Source organism: Streptomyces sp. NPDC087420 (assembly GCF_044744165.1).
Taxonomy (GTDB): domain Bacteria; phylum Actinomycetota; class Actinomycetes; order Streptomycetales; family Streptomycetaceae; genus Streptomyces.
In genome coordinates this window covers 326,311-342,235 of the sequence record NZ_JBIUXU010000001.1, presented here as the reverse complement: position 1 = coordinate 342,235, position 15,925 = coordinate 326,311, and the positions used below count along the sequence as shown (strand labels likewise).

General features: G+C 72.4%; 13 protein-coding genes. 2 read left to right on the top strand and 11 right to left on the bottom strand.

All coding sequences use genetic code 11. The features are described 5' to 3' along the window. Nucleotides 1–134: 134 nt before the first annotated feature. The 10 genes from ACIO1C_RS01550 to ACIO1C_RS01505 all read right to left on the bottom strand — a co-directional run bounded on the left by ACIO1C_RS01550 (nt 135) and on the right by ACIO1C_RS01505 (nt 12,010). Nucleotides 135–2,021 (bottom strand): phospholipase C, encoded by a 1,887-nt coding sequence (locus tag ACIO1C_RS01550; protein ID WP_401857129.1) that lies wholly within the window; start codon nt 2,019–2,021, stop codon nt 135–137. Between the two features lie 159 nt (nt 2,022–2,180). Beyond that, on the bottom strand, nt 2,181–3,452 hold the full coding sequence (gene efeB / locus ACIO1C_RS01545; RefSeq protein ID WP_401858004.1) for an iron uptake transporter deferrochelatase/peroxidase subunit: 1,272 nt from the start codon (nt 3,450–3,452) through the stop codon (nt 2,181–2,183). A gap of 23 nt (nt 3,453–3,475) precedes the next feature. Continuing rightward, nucleotides 3,476–4,750, bottom strand: coding sequence for an imelysin family protein (locus ACIO1C_RS01540; RefSeq protein WP_401857127.1), 1,275 nt, complete (start codon nt 4,748–4,750; stop codon nt 3,476–3,478). A gap of 125 nt (nt 4,751–4,875) precedes the next feature. After that, nucleotides 4,876–5,046 carry a hypothetical protein gene (locus ACIO1C_RS01535; protein WP_327233153.1) on the bottom strand — a complete coding sequence of 57 codons (171 nt, stop codon included), beginning with the start codon at nt 5,044–5,046 and terminating at the stop codon, nt 4,876–4,878. A 224-nt stretch (nt 5,047–5,270) separates the two neighbouring features. Next, nucleotides 5,271–6,743, bottom strand: coding sequence for an SDR family NAD(P)-dependent oxidoreductase (locus ACIO1C_RS01530; protein ID WP_401857125.1), 1,473 nt, complete (start codon nt 6,741–6,743; stop codon nt 5,271–5,273). A gap of 101 nt (nt 6,744–6,844) precedes the next feature. Continuing rightward, nucleotides 6,845–7,558 carry a GNAT family N-acetyltransferase gene (locus ACIO1C_RS01525; RefSeq protein WP_401857124.1) on the bottom strand — a complete coding sequence of 238 codons (714 nt, stop codon included), beginning with the start codon at nt 7,556–7,558 and terminating at the stop codon, nt 6,845–6,847. Beyond that, entirely contained in the window at nt 7,555–8,478 is a 924-nt protein-coding gene (locus tag ACIO1C_RS01520) for an NADP-dependent oxidoreductase (protein WP_401857122.1), read from the bottom strand. Before ACIO1C_RS01520 ends, ACIO1C_RS01525 begins: the two co-directional genes overlap by 4 nt. A gap of 248 nt (nt 8,479–8,726) precedes the next feature. Further along, nucleotides 8,727–9,944 carry a glucose-1-phosphate adenylyltransferase gene (glgC, locus tag ACIO1C_RS01515; protein WP_401857120.1) on the bottom strand — a complete coding sequence of 406 codons (1,218 nt, stop codon included), beginning with the start codon at nt 9,942–9,944 and terminating at the stop codon, nt 8,727–8,729. Between the two features lie 25 nt (nt 9,945–9,969). After that, nucleotides 9,970–11,160 (bottom strand): glycogen synthase, encoded by a 1,191-nt coding sequence (gene glgA / locus ACIO1C_RS01510; protein ID WP_401857118.1) that lies wholly within the window; start codon nt 11,158–11,160, stop codon nt 9,970–9,972. Nucleotides 11,161–11,254: 94 nt separating this feature from the next. Continuing rightward, nucleotides 11,255–12,010, bottom strand: coding sequence for a (2Fe-2S)-binding protein (locus ACIO1C_RS01505; protein ID WP_401857116.1), 756 nt, complete (start codon nt 12,008–12,010; stop codon nt 11,255–11,257). Between the two features lie 204 nt (nt 12,011–12,214). On the opposite strand from ACIO1C_RS01505, the gene ACIO1C_RS01500 reads away from it, so the two are divergent. Next, the gene (locus ACIO1C_RS01500; protein WP_401857115.1) at nt 12,215–13,447 is read left to right on the top strand and encodes a DMT family transporter; all 1,233 of its coding nucleotides are present in this window, start codon (nt 12,215–12,217) and stop codon (nt 13,445–13,447) included. On the opposite strand, the gene ACIO1C_RS01495 is transcribed toward ACIO1C_RS01500, so the two are convergent. Further along, entirely contained in the window at nt 13,328–14,593 is a 1,266-nt protein-coding gene (locus ACIO1C_RS01495; RefSeq protein WP_401857113.1) for a transglycosylase family protein, read from the bottom strand. The two genes, ACIO1C_RS01500 and ACIO1C_RS01495, sit on opposite strands and share 120 nt — an antisense overlap. A gap of 154 nt (nt 14,594–14,747) precedes the next feature. On the opposite strand from ACIO1C_RS01495, the gene ACIO1C_RS01490 reads away from it, so the two are divergent. Continuing rightward, nucleotides 14,748–15,887, top strand: a complete 1,140-nt coding sequence (locus tag ACIO1C_RS01490; RefSeq protein ID WP_401857111.1) for a LacI family DNA-binding transcriptional regulator — start codon at nt 14,748–14,750, stop codon at nt 15,885–15,887. The last annotated feature ends 38 nt before the right edge of the window (nt 15,888–15,925 follow it).

The following is a 15,925-nucleotide window of genomic DNA, read 5'->3' as shown; positions in this document are numbered from 1 at the left end:
CGGGCGTACGGGGAGGGACAGTGCCCCTTCCCGCACGCCCGCGCGTACGGACCGTCGGCCCATCGGACCGTCGGCCCATCGGACCGTCGGCCCATCGGACCGTCGGCCCGTCGGCCCGTCAGACCGTCAGACCGTCAGACCGCTGCGCGGTCCCGCCCGCGACGGCGCAGGTACGCGCCGCCGCCGAGCGCCACGAGCAGCGCCGCGCCGATCGCCGTCGGCAGCACGACCGACGTCGAACCGCTCGTCGCCGCCAGACCCGCCTGGTCGAGGTTGCCCCCGGCCGGCCCCGTGATCCTCGGCCTGACCGGCTTCGCCGGGTGCTTGGGGATCGACGTGATCGAGGAGACCGCGCCGTTCTTGCTCAGCAGCACCTGGACCTTGTTCGGGTGCTTGAAGTCGAAGGCGTTGAGCAGGGTGCCGCCCCGGACGTCGAACGAGCCGTCACCGACCCGCCCGGTCTTCCAGTTGTTCTCGATGAACGAGGTGATCGACGCCTGCTCGGTGAGCGTGTGGTCGATGTGGTTCGTCTTCGCGTACGGCGAGATCACCAGCAGCGGCTGGCGCGGGCCGGGGCCGCACCGGTCCTGGTAGCCGGCCTTGGGCACCGGGCCCTGCCGGCAGGCCTTGCTGTCGGTGGGCTGGTTGTTGGAGCCCACGGTCGTGTCCTTGGACCCGTTGAGGACCGGCGGGGAGACGTGGTCGTACCAGCCGTCCGAGTCGTCGTAGGCGACGACGATCGCGGTGTCCTTCCACTGCGGGGACTTCTGGATCTTGTTGATCTCCGAGACGAGGAAGTTCTGCTCGTCCAGCGGGTCCGAGTTGCCGGGGTGGCCGTCCTGGTACGCGGCGGCCTTGAGGAAGCTCACCGCGGGCAGCTTCTGGGCGGCCAGGGCCGCGTCGAAGTCGGTGAGGTCGTAGTTGTGGTTGGCCCGCCCCTGGTGCCCGATCTCGTCGACGGAGGCCGGCGCGAGGTGGTGCGGGTTCGAGGTGGACTTGTAGTACTCGAACGGCGAGTGGTGCGGGCTGTAGTCCTTCACGGCCGCGCCGCCCTGGTTGGCGTGGGTCGTGTCGCACTTCGCGTACGTGCCCGGCGTACCGTCCCACGCGGTGCTGGGCCGGAAGCCGCCCTGGAACCAGCCCCAGGTGTCGCCCTCGGCGTTCAGCAGGTCACCGATGTTCTTGCCCTTGAGGGCCGCGAGCGCGCTGGTGCTCGTGTGGTCGCTGTCCGAGCAGTCGTCGTACGCCGGGTCGGGGTCGGCCACGACCGTGCCGACACCCTTGGCGTCCGGCGAGGCCAGCACGGACGAGCTGGGGGTGGCCGTCTGCTTCGGGTTCTCGGTGCCCGAGGCCGGGTCGACCGAGATCGCGCCGTGCGTCTGTCCCGAGACCAGGTTCAGCGCGCCGGGGGTCGAGGGCCCGAACCCGGAGCTGTACGAGTTGTCGTTGAGCGTGTAGTGCTGCGCGTAGTTCCACAGCGCCGTGACCGTGTTGCCGTCGAAGTAGTCCATGACCAGGCCGGGCTCGCCGAACAGACCACCGGAGCAGGTGTCGGTCTCGGTGTTCTCGACGAACTTGTCGGCCTTGCCGTTGTTGTACGCGAGCTGTTCGGGGCCGTAGTTGTGGTTCTGCGAACACGTCAGCGCCTGCGCCTGGCTCAGCCGCTTGGGCAGGTACTGGTTCGGGTTCTTCTTCAGCAGGTTCGCGGTGGCCAGGTTGTTCACCGCCTTGGGCGTCTTCTTCGAGGCGGTGAAGGGGGTGCCGTCGGTGTTCGCGGCCTTCGGGTACGTCGCGAAGTAGTGGTCGAAGGACTCGTTCTCGTCGAAGAGGACGACGACGTGCTTGATCGGGGTCGTGGTCTTCGCGCTGTTGTCCTTGTCGCCCTTCGGGTGGTGACCGGGCGCCGCGGCGGCCGGGGCCACCGAGCCGCCGAGCGCGAGGAGGGCGGCGGCGGCGGCGAGCGTCGCCGCCCGTCCCGTCCCGCGCCTGCCCTGGCGCGCCTTGACTCTTGCTGTGAACATCTGTCACCTATCGCTGCGTGCGCGCCCGGGCGCCCCCGTCGGGCGCCCGGGTGGTGCGCCGTCTGATTGTCGTCAGCATGTTCGGACGCCTGTACGCACCACTGCGTGGCCTGACCATGTATCTGCGGTGAATGGTTGGTCAGGGAATGCACATGTCCCTCACGCCAGGAGAGCGCTGCCCAGCCAGTCGGCGCGGTCGCGTATCCCCGGAAGGGCGAAGAAGTAGCCGCCGCCGTACGGCTTGACGTAGTCCACCAGGGGTTCACCGGCGAGCTTCTTCTGCACGGCGGCGAACTGCCGGTCCAGGTCCTGCTGGAAGCAGCAGAACACCAGGCCGGTGTCGAGGTCGCCGTTGTCCCGCACACCGCGGTCGTAGTTGTAGCCGCGCCGCAGCAGCCGGGTGTCCGCGGTCGCCGCGGTTCTGGGGTTGGCCAGCCTGATGTGCGCGTCCAGCGGGATCACGTCGCCCTGCGGGTCCTGGGCGTACCGCGGGGCGTCCTTCTCGTGGCTGCCGTCCAGGGGCGCTCCGCTGTCGCGGGAGCGGCCCATCATGCGCTCCTGCTCGTGGAGGGAGACCCGGTCCCAGAACTCCACCATCATCCGGATCAGCCGTACCACCTGGTAGCTGCCGCCCGCCGCCCAGGCCGGCTCGCCGGCGCCGGGACGTACCCACACCAGCCGGTCCATCAGACGCGCGTCCCGGGTGTCGGGGTTGCCCGTGCCGTCCTTGAAGCCCATCAGGTTGCGGGGGGTGCCGGACGGGCGCGGCGGCGACACGAAGCCCTCCATGCGCCAGCGGATCTGCATCAGCCCCCGGGTGTGCCGGGCGACGTCGCGCAGGGCGTGCGCCACCGTGTCGGGGTGGTCGGCGCAGAGCTGGAGCATCAGGTCGCCGTGGCACCAGGCGTCCGCCGGGTCGTCGTCGGGGAAGACGTCCATCGGCCGCAGCCCGCGCGGGCGCAGGGGCGCGAGGCCGAAGCGGTCGTCGAAGAGCGAGGAGCCCACCGCGACCGTCGCGGTCAGCCCGTCGCCGGGGACGACCGGGCCGAGGACACCGGAGTCGGGCAGCGGCGCGGAGATGCCGAGCGGTTCGGGCACCCCGCCGGCGGTGAGGAAGCGCAGGCGCTCGGTGAGGGTGCGCAGCAGGCCGGCCAGTTCGGCGCGGTCGCGCGCGGTGACGTCGAAGGAGGTGAAGACGGCGTGGCGCTGGACGGGCGTCAGGATGCCGGCCTGGTGGGCGCCGTGGAAGGGGACCGTGTGGCCTTCCGGCCGCTCCTGCACCGGCTCGTCGCCCGCGCGGGCGACGGCGCCCACTCCCCCGGCTCCCGCGGCGGCCCCGGCGGCGCCCGCCGCCAGCGCCCGGTGCAGGAAGGACCGCCGCCGCACACCTGACGGTGTGTCATCGTGAGCCGGGGTGGGGGTGGTTGTCATCGAGTCCTCCGTACGGTCGCTGGTCATGAGGTCCTCCGTACGTCGAAGATGACCGCCACCGGGGCCAGTTGTTCCGCCAGGTCGCCGAAGTCGGCGTCGATCCGTTCGCGGTCGGCGCGGGGCAGGGCCGCCGGCGCCCGCCAGCCGCCGTGGGACGCCAGCGCGTCCAGATCCCGCTCCGTGGTCCGCAGTCCGCTGTCGACGCGGGGCAGACCGGTGTCGCGGGGGGTCAGCAACGGCCGCAGCAGGGTGACGAGTTCGGCGGTGCCGTCCAGTCCGGCGCGGGCCGACGCGAGGGAGGTGCCGCTGCCGAAGTCGGAGCGGCCCGTGAGGTCCTGCTGGATGCTGTCCTCGGTGATCTCGTGGGTACGCAGGCCCAGGTCGAGCGGGTCCATGCGGGTGTCCGTCCACGCGGTCCTGAGCGTCCGTACATCCGCCGCCAGCCGGTCGGCGGGACCGCGCAGCGCCTTCGCCGCCTCGCCGTGCCACAGCCCGTACTCGACCCGGTGGAAACCGGTGAAGTCCTGGTCGTGCGGGCCGCCGGGCAGCCCGGCGTCGGTGCCGTCCACGGCGGCGCCGAGGTCCCCGAACGCGCCGTACGCGCCCCCGAGTCCGACAAACGCCAGATGTGCGGGCAGCCAGGCCGTCCGCGCGGCGGCCAGGTCGCCCCGGTCCACCGCGTCGCGCAGCGTGTCGACCCGGGCCACCACACCGCCGAACCCGCCGGCCACCCACTTCTGGTAGGCGAGGGTCACGGGGATCAGGTCGTGGCTGTTGACGGGCAGCACCGCGGGTCCGCCCTTGGCGGGTCCTTGGCTGATCCGTACGGCCGCCCCCGTGACCGCGTCGGTGTCCTCGACCAGGCAGCGGAAGGTGTACGTGCCACGGCCGAGCGTCACCCGGATCGGGCGGGTCGTGCCGGGCGCGAGCCCGTCCACCTCGCCGAGCAGCGCGCCGGTGGAGTCGGTGAGATACACCTCGGCGGCGCTGGTCGTGTCGTTGCGCACGTCGAAGACCTGGAATCCCGCCCGGGGGTGCCGCCAGCCCTTGCCGCAGGTCTCGGCGGCGTCCGACGCCTCGACGGCCGTGTGGGGCAACCCGTCTGCGGCCGGGTCGGCCCGCTGGGCCACGGCCTGCGCGGTGTGTCCGCCGGGGTGCGCCAGGGCTAGCGCGCCTGCCGTGCCCGCCAGGACGAGACACGCGGCGAGCGCCACCCGTCCGCGTCGTACACGGCGGGCGGGCGGGGGCTCTGCCTGGGGTCCCGGGGGGACGTGGTGGAAGAGGTCACGTAGCGGCACGAAAATGGATGCTAGTTGCATTCATCCTGGCGGCCGGGGACGACTCGGTGAAGTTCGCTCGAAATCAAGGTGTCCGGCCGGCGCCGTCGCGCCGGCCGGACGAACGCCTTGCGACGTCGGTACCGTCAGTCGATCCCGCGCAGGATGTGCGGCTCCGAGAGGTCGTCCTCGTAGCCCGCCAGCCGGATCGGGGCCGACCTGGCCCACACTTCGAGGTTGCCGAGCTTCTCCGGTCTGCGGGTCGGTTCCCCGGGCTCCGCGGCCCGTTCCTCGCTCGTCTTGATGTCTGGTGTCACGGCGCACTCCTCTGTGTCGCGCAACTCTGGGACAGGGGCAGTTCCGTCGCGGTGGCGCCGTCTACTCGGGCGGGACCGCGGCCGTGGTAGTGGGCCTGTCCCCGCGCGGCCGTGAGGATGGTGTATCCCCGGTGTTGGCCGCGTGTGCCCCTCAGATTAACCAGATGAGCGGCTGTCCGCTCGACCGGGCTCACCGGGGGGTGAAGTTTCCGGCCGAACGGCCCCTACCAGTTGGCGGGCGCGTAGTCCTTGAGGAAGCAGCCGTACAGCGCCTCGCCGCGCTCGCCGCGCACGATCGGGTCGTACACGCGCGCCGCGCCGTCGATGAGGTCCAGCGGGGCGTGGAAGCCCTCGTCCGCCAGGCGCATCTTGTCCGGGTGCGGGCGCTCGTCAGTGATCCAGCCGGTGTCGACGGCCGTCATGAGGATGCCGTCGGACTCGAACATCTCCTGGGCGCTGGTGCGGGTGAGCATGTTCAGCGCGGCCTTGGCCATGTTCGTGTGCGGGTGGCCCGCCCCCTTGTAACCACGGCTGAAAACACCCTCCATGGCGGAGACGTTCACCACGTACGTGTGGGTGGCCACGGCGGCGGCCATCGCCCGGCGCAGCCGGCTGATCAGGATGAACGGCGCGGTGGAGTTGCACAGCTGGACTTCGAGCAGTTCGACGGCGTCGACGTCGGAGACCGTCTGCACCCAGCTGTTGGTGTGGTGCAGGTCGGGCACCAGGCCGCCGGCGTCGATGGCGGTGCCCGCCTCGATCCTGGCGAGCGTGGCGGAACCGCCGACCAGCGCGAGTCCGGTGACGTCCGCGGCGGACAGCGCCTCGGCCGCCCCGGAGGGGAGGACGGCCTGGGCGCCGCTGCCGAAGGCTCCGATGACGTGGGAGGCGGGCAGTTCCCCGGCGGGCAGGGGCGCGGACTCGGCGGCGAGCAGCTCGCTGTAGGCCTGCGGGGAGCGGCGCACCGTCTGGGCCGCGTTGTTGATCAGGATGTCCAGCGGGCCCTCGGCGGCGACGGAGTCGGCGAGCGCGACGACCTGCGCGGGGTCCCGCAGGTCGATGCCGACGATCTTGAGCCGGTGGATCCACTCGTCGCTGTCCTCCATCGCCTTGAAGCGGCGGATCGCGTCGGTGGGGAAGCGGGTGGTGATGGTGGTGTGGGCGCCGTCGCGCAGCAGGCGCAGCGCGATGTACATGCCGATCTTGGCCCGGCCGCCGGTGAGCAGGGCGCGGCGGCCCGTGAGGTCCGTACGGGCGTCACGGCGGGCGCGGTTCTCGGCGGCGCAGGACGGGCAGAGCTGGTGGTAGAACGCGTCGACCTCGACGTAGCGGGTCTTGCAGATGTAGCAGGAGCGGGGGCGCCGGAGGATGCCCGCGATCTCCCCGGCGACGGACGACGACGGCAGCAGCCCCTGTGTCTCGTCGTCGATCCGCTCGGCGGAGCCGGTGGCGGTGGCCTCGGTGACCGACCGGTCGTGGGCGGTCTTCGAGGCGCGGCGCTCCTGGCGGCGGCGCTGCTTCACCGTCCGGTAGATCCCGGCGGTGGCCCGGCGCACGGCGACCGCGTCGGGGTGGTCGACGTCGATCTTGTCGAGTTCGTCCAGCACGCTCAGACAGACGGCCAGCCGGTCGGGGTCGATGCCGGGGCCGTGCGTCAGGCTCTCGCCGTACGCCGGGTTGTCCTCTGTCACCGTCATCGCCGCTGCCGTTCCTCGCTCGCCCGTGCGCTGGTGCGCGGGTCACTCATGCGCAGGTCAGGAGCATACCGATGTGTCGGGTGTCAACAAAATCCCTCAGGTCACCCGGTACTCACCCGGCTGGTGTCCGGCAGCGGGACGCGGGCGTCCAGGAAAGTGGTGGTCCTACGGAGCCGGAAGCCGAGCGACTCGTACAGCCTGATGGCGTTCGTGTTCTTCGCGGCGGTGTGCAGGAACGGGACGTCGCCGCGCTCCCGGATGCCGTGGGCGACGGCCAGGACGAGCCGCGCCGCCAGGCCCTGGCCGCGGTGGGCGGGGTCGGTGCAGACCGCGCTGATCTCCGTGTGGCCGACGGGCCGCATCCGCTCCCCGGCCAGGGCCACGAGCGCCCCGTCGCGGCGGAAGCCGAGGTAGGTGCCCATCTCGATGGTGCGGGGCATGAAGGGCCCCGGCTGGGTGCGCGCGACCAGGTCGAGGATCTCGGGGACGTCGCCGGCGCCGAGGCGTACCGCCTCCTCGTCGGGTGCGGCGGCCACCCCGTCGTCGATCATCTGCACCCCCTCGATGCTGAAGGTGATCTCCCACCCGGCCGGCGGGGGCAGCCGCAGGCCGGGGAGCGCGACGGTGTTGCCGGGGCCGGTGATCGCGGCGATGTCCGCCCAGTCCTCGTCGTCCGGCTGGTCGGGGAGCGCCAGCCAGGGCGACACCTCGGGCGGGTAGCGCAGCAGCCGGCCCCGCCGTTCGGCGAAGTGGGCGTGCGGCCCGGTCAGGGAGGAGTGGGCGGGGTTGTCCAGCGGGTGCGACACGGTGTTCATGCTCCGATCTCGATGACGATCTTGCCCTTGATGTGGCCCTCTTCCACGGCGCGCAGCGCCTCGCCGGCCCGCTCCAGCGGGAACGTCCGGGTCACGTACGGCCGCAGCGTCCCGCTCACCACGAGCTTCGCGACCTCGTCCAGGACCTCCGCGTTGCGCAACCGCAGCACCGGCTCCCCGCCGAGGCGCGCGATCGTCTGCCGGTCGCCCGCGCTGATCAGTTTTGTACGGTCCTCGACGAGGACGGCCACGGCCTCCAGGTCGGCGCCGCCGACCAGGTCGAACACCGCGTCGATCCCGTCGGGCGCCACGGCCCGCACGCGTGCGGCGACGCCGGGGCCCGGGGTGACGTGGACGACGCCGAGCGACTCCACGAAGTCCTTCTTGCCCGCGCTCGCCGTGCCGACGACCCGCAGGCCGCGGCCGACCGCGATCTGGGCGGCGGCGACGCCCACCCCGCCGCCGACCCCGGTGATCAGGAGGGTGGCGCCGGGCGGGAGGTCCAGCTGGTTGACGCCGTCGTACGCGGTGGCCGCGGCGATCGGCAGGGTGGCCGCGTCCGTGAACGACAGCGCGTCCGGCTTGTGGGCGGCGATCCCGACCGGGAGGAGGGTGTACTCCGCGTATCCACCGGTGGCGGCCGAGCCGAAGACGGCGTCGCCGGCCGCGAACCCCGTGACGTCGGGTCCGGTCGCCTCCACCACACCGGAGACCTCTCCGCCGAAGACGACGGGGAACCGCGTCGGCGGGGCGCCGGGCCTGCTGAAGCCCGTACGGAGTTTGTGGTCGACCGGGTTCACCCCGGCCGCGCGGACGGCCACGAGCAACTGTCCCGGGCCCGGTTCGGGCTTCTCCGGCAGCTCCACGAGTGCTTCCGTCTCGGGACCGCCGTTGCGGGTGAAGACATACGCCTGAGTCATGGGAACTCCTCGGTTCGGCCGACGTGTCGCTGGGCGTCGCAGCCCCCGGTCGCTGGGCCGCGGCCCACAAAGGAGGGAAAGCGGATCACCGGGCGGCTATTCCCGGGGTCACACGCTGTTCATGCCCCCGCAACAAGCAGCGACGAGCCGCGAGAAGGGACCGTTCCGGCCGGGGCGCGGCGGAACGGGCGGCCGGGGAGATCCCCGGCCGCCCGCCGTGCCACACGTCCCTGTGCCGGGCAACGGGGTCAGGCCACGACCTGGCCCTTGCCGAGGGCGATGATGCCGTTCTTGGAGACGGTGTAGAGCGCCCCGTCCCGCTCGGGGTTGACGCCGATCGTCGCGCCGGGCGGTACGTCCACGTTCTTGTCGAGGATCGCGTTCCTGACCACCGCGCCCCGCCCGATCCGTACGTTGTCGTGGAGCACCGACCCCTGCACCACCGCACCCTCCGAGACGACCACCCCGGGCGAGAGGACGGAGCGGGTGACCTGGCCCCGGATGACACAGCCGGGGCTGACGATCGACTCGCCGGCGATGCCGCCCGCCACGAAGCGCGCGGGCGGCAGCTGGGTGGAGTGGGTGTAGATGGGCCAGCGGCGATTGTCGAGGTTGAAGGCCGGCTGGTGCGAGATCAGGTCCATGTGCGCGTCGTAGTACGAGTCGAGCGTGCCGACGTCGCGCCAGTAGCCGTGCTCGCTGGGCGTCTCGCCGGGGACGTGGTTCTCGCTGAAGTCGTACACCTGGGAGACGCCGCGCTCGGTGAGCATCGGCAGGATGGAGCCGCCCATGTCGTGCACCGAGTTCTCGTCCTCCGCGTCCCGGTGCAGGGCGTCCACGAGGACCTTGGTCGTGAAGAGGTAGTTGCCCATCGAGGCGAAGACGTGCCCCGGGTCCCCCGGCAGACCGGGCGGATCGGCCGGCTTCTCCAGGAAGCTGTCGACCTGGAGGCCGTCCGAGGCCGGGGTGATGATCCCGAACGAGGAGGCCTCGGCCTTGGGCACTCTGATCCCGGCGACGGTGACACCCGCGCCGTTCTCGATGTGCTGCTGGAGCATCTGGCGCGGGTCCATGCGGTACACGTGGTCGGCGCCGAAGACCGCGATGTAGTCGGGCTGTTCGTCGTGGACGAGGTTGAGCGACTGGAGGATCGCGTCCGCGCTGCCCAGGTACCAGTGCGGGCCCAGCCGCTGCTGGGCGGGGACCGGCGTGACGTAGTTCCCCAGCAGGCTCGACATCCGCCAGGTGGTGGTCACATGGCGGTCCAGTGAGTGCGACTTGTACTGCGTGAGCACGCAGATGCGCAAGATGTCCGCGTTCACCAGGTTGGACAGGACAAAATCGACGAGGCGGTACGTACCGCCGAACGTCACCGCCGGTTTGGCCCGGTCCGCGGTGAGCGGCATCAGGCGTTTGCCTTCCCCGCCCGCCAGAACGATTCCGAGCACCGAAGGTCCACCGCGCATCGCCGCTCCCTACTCGTCCGTACTCTCAGAAGCCCTGATCGGGCTTCAGCAGCTTCCGGTACACCTCGCGCGTACGGAGGGCCACCTGGTCCCAGCCGAATTCGCGTACGGCGCGCTCCCGTCCCGCTACCCCCATCGCGGCCGCCGACTCCGGATCGTCGAGAACCCGGTTGAGCGTTTCGGTGAGGGCCGACTCGAAGGCGGCCGGGTGGCGCTCGTCGTACGGCACGAGCAGTCCCGTACGCCCGTCGTCCACGACCTCCGGGATGCCGCCCACCGCGGAGGCCACCACCGCCGTCCCGCAGGCCATCGCCTCCAGGTTGACGATGCCCAGCGGCTCGTACACCGACGGGCAGACGAACACCGCGGCGTGCGTGAGCAGTTGGACCACCTCGGGGCGCGGCAGCATCTCGGGGATCCAGTGCACGCCGTCGCGGGTGCGCTGCAACTCCTCGACCAGCTCGCGGAACTCGCGCTCGATCTCGGGGGTGTCCGGCGCGCCCGCGCACAGCACGAGCTGGGCGTCCGGGTCGAGGGCGCGGGCGGCGCGCAGCAGGTGCGGGACGCCCTTCTGGCGGGTGATGCGGCCGACGAAGAGGACAAACGGGCGGTCCGGGTCGAGGCCGATCCGCTCCAGTACGTCCGTGGCCGGATCCGGCCGGTACAGGCGGGTGTCGATGCCGTTGTGGACGACGTGCACCCGGTCCGGGTCGAGCGCGGGGTAGGCGGCGAGGATGTCGGCGCGCATGCCGTGGGAGACGGCGATCACGCCGTCGGCTGCCTCGATCGCCGTGCGCTCGGCCCAGCCGGAGAGCGCGTACCCGCCGCCGAGCTGCTCGGCCTTCCACGGGCGCAGGGGCTCCAGCGAGTGGGCGGTCATCACGTGCGGGATGCCGTGGAGCAGTTTGGCGACGTGGCCGGCGAGGTTCGCGTACCAGGTGTGGGAGTGGACCAGCTCGCGGCCTTCGAGGGCGGCGGCCATCGCCAGGTCCACCGAGAAGGTGCGCAGCGCGTCGTTGGCGCTGTCGAGCCCGGCGGCGGCGCGGTGGCGGAACACCCGGTCGCGGGCGTCGGCCGCGGGGTCGGTGCTCTCGCCCCAGCAGTGCACGTCGAGATCGGTCAGGGGCCGTAGCTCCCGGGCCAGGAACTCCACATGGACACCGGCCCCGCCGTAGACGTCCGGCGGATACTCCCGCGTCAGCAGCCCCACCCTCACGCCGTACCCCTGTCCTGGCCCTGTCGTAGCCGCTGGTCGAAACAGTGCCGGTCAGCCTGCCACACGCGATGTCAGGTGCCGACGCCAGTCATGGTCACCCGGAATCGGCCCCGGCGGAAGACCGTTGCGGAGGCCGGTCGAAGACGCAGTCCCCGCACAGGCCACCGCCCGGACACCGGTAGTGGAGACAGCAGCTCCGCCGTCGGAATGACCCTGCCCCGTAATCGCCCGTGGCACGCAGGTCCCGGTGATCGAAAAGCTCGGCGGCCAGGGCGTGCGCCCGGGCCGCGATCTCGGGCCGGCCGTTCCGGTCCCCCCAGGCGGCCAGCTCGCGTGCGGCCCCGGCGAGCGCGGAGGCCGCGTTCCCCCACAGCAGCCGGGGCGAGACGTGGCCGTCGCGGCGCAGGGCCTCGGCGAGCGGGACGAGATGGCCGTACTGCACCACCTCGCGGACGGTCGCGGCGGTGGCCGGAAACGTACGGGTGCCGGCCAGCCAGAGGTCGTCGGGTGTGGTGAGGTCCGGGTCCCAGTGCAGCCGCTCGGGGTCCAGATCGGGCACCGTGTCCCCCAGAACGGCGCAACCGAGCGCGATGGACCAGAGGCGGGCCGCGAGGCCGAGCTGGGCGACGGACGCCGCGACCCTGCGCTCGGGCGTGCGCAGCCGGGCCGCCACTTTGTCGACGCGGGCCGTCAGGGGCGCGATGCCGCCCTCGTACACGCGGGCCAGCGCTCCGTGCGCGCCGGGCGGCGGCTCGGTGCGCAGCGCGAAGAAGCCTCCTACGGAGGCGACTTCCGCCAGATCCGTCCGGCCCATCCGTACCTCTCTTCCATCCTCGCTTCGATCACTCATGGTGACCTTTTGGCCGATCATTTACGGGATGTGACCGGTCCCGCCCGGGTGAACGGACGCGGCCGACGGCGGTTTCCTCGCCGCTGACCTGCACGACCGTCTCTGGGTGGAGTTCCGGGACCGCCCCGTACTGCGACCGTAGTACGACGGATTGACCACTTCAGGACGACGCCGAATCCGCCCGGACGAGAGATCGTGGGAGGCATGAGTGCACTTGCGCTGTCCGTGCTGCTGTCGCTGGTCTCCGCGGTCGCCTACGCGGCCGGGGCGATCCTTCAGGAGCGCGTCGCCGCGGACACCCCCGACCGTCCGTACGCCCCGCTGCACCACGGTGTGTGGTGGGCGGCCGTGGCCCTGAACGGGGTGGGGGCGCTGCTGCACGTCGTGGCGCTGGCGTACGGGCCGCTGAGCCTGGTCCAGCCGCTCGGCGCGCTGACGATCGTCTTCGCGCTGCCGATGGCCGCGCTGTTCGTGGGACGCAAGGCCGGGCACACCGCGTGGCGCGGCGCGATCATGGCGGCCGTGGGGCTGGCGGGGCTGCTGGCGCTGACCGGCGGCACCGACTCGCACTCCCTCGGCGCGACGGAACGGCTGATCCTCGGGGCGTCGACGTTCGGCGCGGTGGGGCTGCTCTTCCTGGTGGCTCAGATCGTGGGCCGGCCGATCGTACGGAGCATGCTGCTCGCCGGCGCGGGCGGTGTCGCGTTCGGCATCGCGTCGGTGTTCACGAAGACGGTCGCGGTGGACTGGACCTCGGACTCCACGACCGTGCAGGTGCCGAGCCTGCTGGTGATCGGTGTGCTGGCGGCCACGGGGCTGATGCTCTCCCAGGCGTCGTACCGGGGCGCGGGCCTGGCGGCTCCGCTGGCGACGGTCACGGTCGTCAACCCGGTGGTGGCCGCGGCGGTGGGCATCACCCTGTTCGGCGAGACCTTCCGGTACGGCGTGCCGGGCACGGTGCTGGCGCTGGGCTCCGGGGTGGTCGCGGCGGGCGGGCTGATCCTGCTCACCACGGAGCGGTTGGGGTCGTCACGGGAGCCGCGGGACGAGCCCGCGGCGCCGCCGTCCTCGCCGGAGGGGCCCGGACCCCGGCGCGGTGGTCCTCCGGGCGGTGCGCGCCCGGAGGACGTACAACCGGAGGACATAGCCTCCGACAGCGCACGGCGGGACAGCGCCCGCCATCACGGCGCACGGCCGAACAGGCCCCGTGCGGACGGCACACGGTCCGACGGCACACGGTCCGACGGGACGCGACCGGACGGAACGCGGACGGAGGGGAAGCCGCCGGAGGGGAAGCCGCCCGGGGGGCCGGGGGCGTCAGATGCGGACGCCGCGCGCCCTCAGCCAGGCGAGGGGGTCGATGTCGGTGCCGTAGCCCGGCCCCGTACGCACCTCGAAGTGCAGGTGCGGTCCCGTGCTGTTGCCGGTGGATCCTGACCGGGCGATCCGCTGGCCGCCGCCGACCTGCTGGCCGGCCCGTACCGTCAGCGCGGACAGGTGCGCGTACTGGCTGTACTTGCCGTCCGCGTGCCGGATGACGACCTCGTAGCCGTACGCCCCCGCCCAGCCGGCCGAGACGACGTGCCCGGCGGCGGCCGCCTTCACCGACGTGCCGGTGGGGACGGGGAAGTCGACGCCCGTGTGGTAGCCGCTCGCCCAGGCTCCGGCCTTGTGGTACGGCGTGCCGGTCGACGCGGCCACGGGGGCGGTGGCTCCGCCGGTGGTCTGCGTGCTGGTACGGGTGGGCGCCTCGGTCCTGCGCTTCTCCGCCGGCTTCGGCTTGGCCGTCCGCTTCGGTTCGGCGGTCTTCGGCTTCTCGGCGGTCTTGGGCCGCTCGGCCGTCCTGGGTTTCGCGGCCGGCGCGGCCTTCTGGGCGGGCTCCGCCTTGGGCTTGGTGGCGGGGGAGGCGCTCTTGGCCGGGGCCTGGAGGACAAGCTTCTGGCCCGGGAAGATCAGGTCGGGGTCGCTGCCGATGACGCGGCGGTTGTCGTCGTACAGCCGCTGCCAGCCGCCCTTGACCGACTCGTCCACGGCTATCTCGGAGAGGGAGTCGCCCCGGGCGACGGTGTATCCCTCGCGCTGGGTGGGGACGGACGTCGGCGAGGTGGCCTTGTCGGTGGCTTTGGACCGGGTCTTCTCCTGGGTCTTGGCCTGCGCGGGCGCGGCGCGGGTCGTGCCACCGGGCGTGATGTCGGGGGCGTCGCCGCCGCGGGTCAGTCCCGCCTTCACCGAACAGGCAGGCCAGGCGCGCGGCCCCTGTCCCTTGAGGACCTTCTCGGCCACGGCTATCTGCTGGTCCTTGGTGGCCAGGTCGGCGCGCGGGGCGAAGCTCCGGCCGCCGTACGCCTCCCAGGTGGACTGGGTGAACTGGAGCCCGCCGTAGTAGCTGTTGCCCGTGTTGATGTTCCAGTCGCCGCTCGACTCGCAGGCCGCGACCTTCTCCCAGACATCCACGGACGCGGCGTGCCCGGCCCCGGCGGCGATGAGCGGCAGTGCCATCCCCGCGCCACCCGCCGTCACGCTCAGCGATACGCGGTTGATGCGGCTCGGCTGGTACCTGCGGTGCCGACCGTTAGCGGTCATGGCTTGCTCCCCCGTTGACAGGTAGGACACGTCGCAAGCCGCCAACTTAAGGGAGTCGCACGGACGGTGACAAGAGCTCACGCTCCGCTCGCCCTCTTTCCGCCGTATACGCCCCCTACGAGAGCGCTCTCCCTCTGGTGCTACAAATGGGGCCATGACGGAAGACGTGCGATCGGCCGCCGCGCCCACCCTGGAGGACGTGGCACGAGCGGCCGGAGTCTCCCGCGCCACGGTCTCCCGGGTGGTCAACGGGGTGCGCAATGTCGATCCCGCGATCCAGGAAGCGGTACGGCAGGCCGTCGCCGCCACGGGCTACACGCCCAACCGCGCGGCCCGTTCGCTGGTCACCCGGCGCGCGGACGCCATCGCCCTGGTCGTCTCGGGGGCGGCGGCGGACGACGCGATGGAGGAGCCGGGGCCGGCCTCCGGGGAGCGGGAGAACGGGGGAAGCGCCGGCGGGGGCGTGGACGAGGACGAGGACACCGACGGCGGGAGTGTCTCCTTCACCGCCCGGGTCTCGGCCGACCCGTTCTTCGGCCGGGTGGTGACGGGGGTCGTCAACCACCTGCGGCCGCGCGGCATGTACCCGATGCTGATGTTCGCGGGGACCGCCCGCGCCCGCGACGAGGTCGTCTCGTACATCCGCCAGGGGAACACGGACGGCGCGCTGGTCGTGTCCGCCCACGCCGAGGACCCGCTGCCGTCCCTGCTCACCGAGGCGGGGCTGTCCGCTGTGCTGTACGGCAGGCCGACCCGGCCGGTACGGATCAGCTATGTGGACCTGGCCCAGCGCGACGGCGCGCGGCTGGCCGCGGAGCGGCTGCTGGAGCGGGGGTGCCGGCGGATCGTGACGATCACCGGGCCGCTGGAGGCCCCGGTGGGGCAGGACCGGCTGACGGGCTTCCGCGAGACGCTGGCGCGCCGGGGGTATCCGGAGGTGCCGGCGGTCGAGGGGCGGTTCAGCCAGGAGAGCGGCGAGGCGGCCATGGCCCGGCTGCTGGCGGAACACCCCGATCTGGACGGGGTGTTCGCGGCCAACGACCTGATGGCGGCGGGCGCGTGCCATGTGCTGCGCGAGCACGGGCGGCGGGTGCCGGAGGACGTCGCGGTGATCGGCTTCGACGACAACGGGGTGGCCGCGGCGTGCCGGCCACCGCTGACGACCATCCGGCAGCCGGTGGAGGAGATGGCGGCGGCGATGGTGGACCTGCTGCTGGACCGCCTCGCTCGGCCGAGCCTCCCGGTCACGTCGGTGATCTACGAACCGACCCTGGTGGTACGGGACTCCGCGTAGCGCGTCGCCGGGCTGTGGGTGTCCTCAATCGCCGGCCA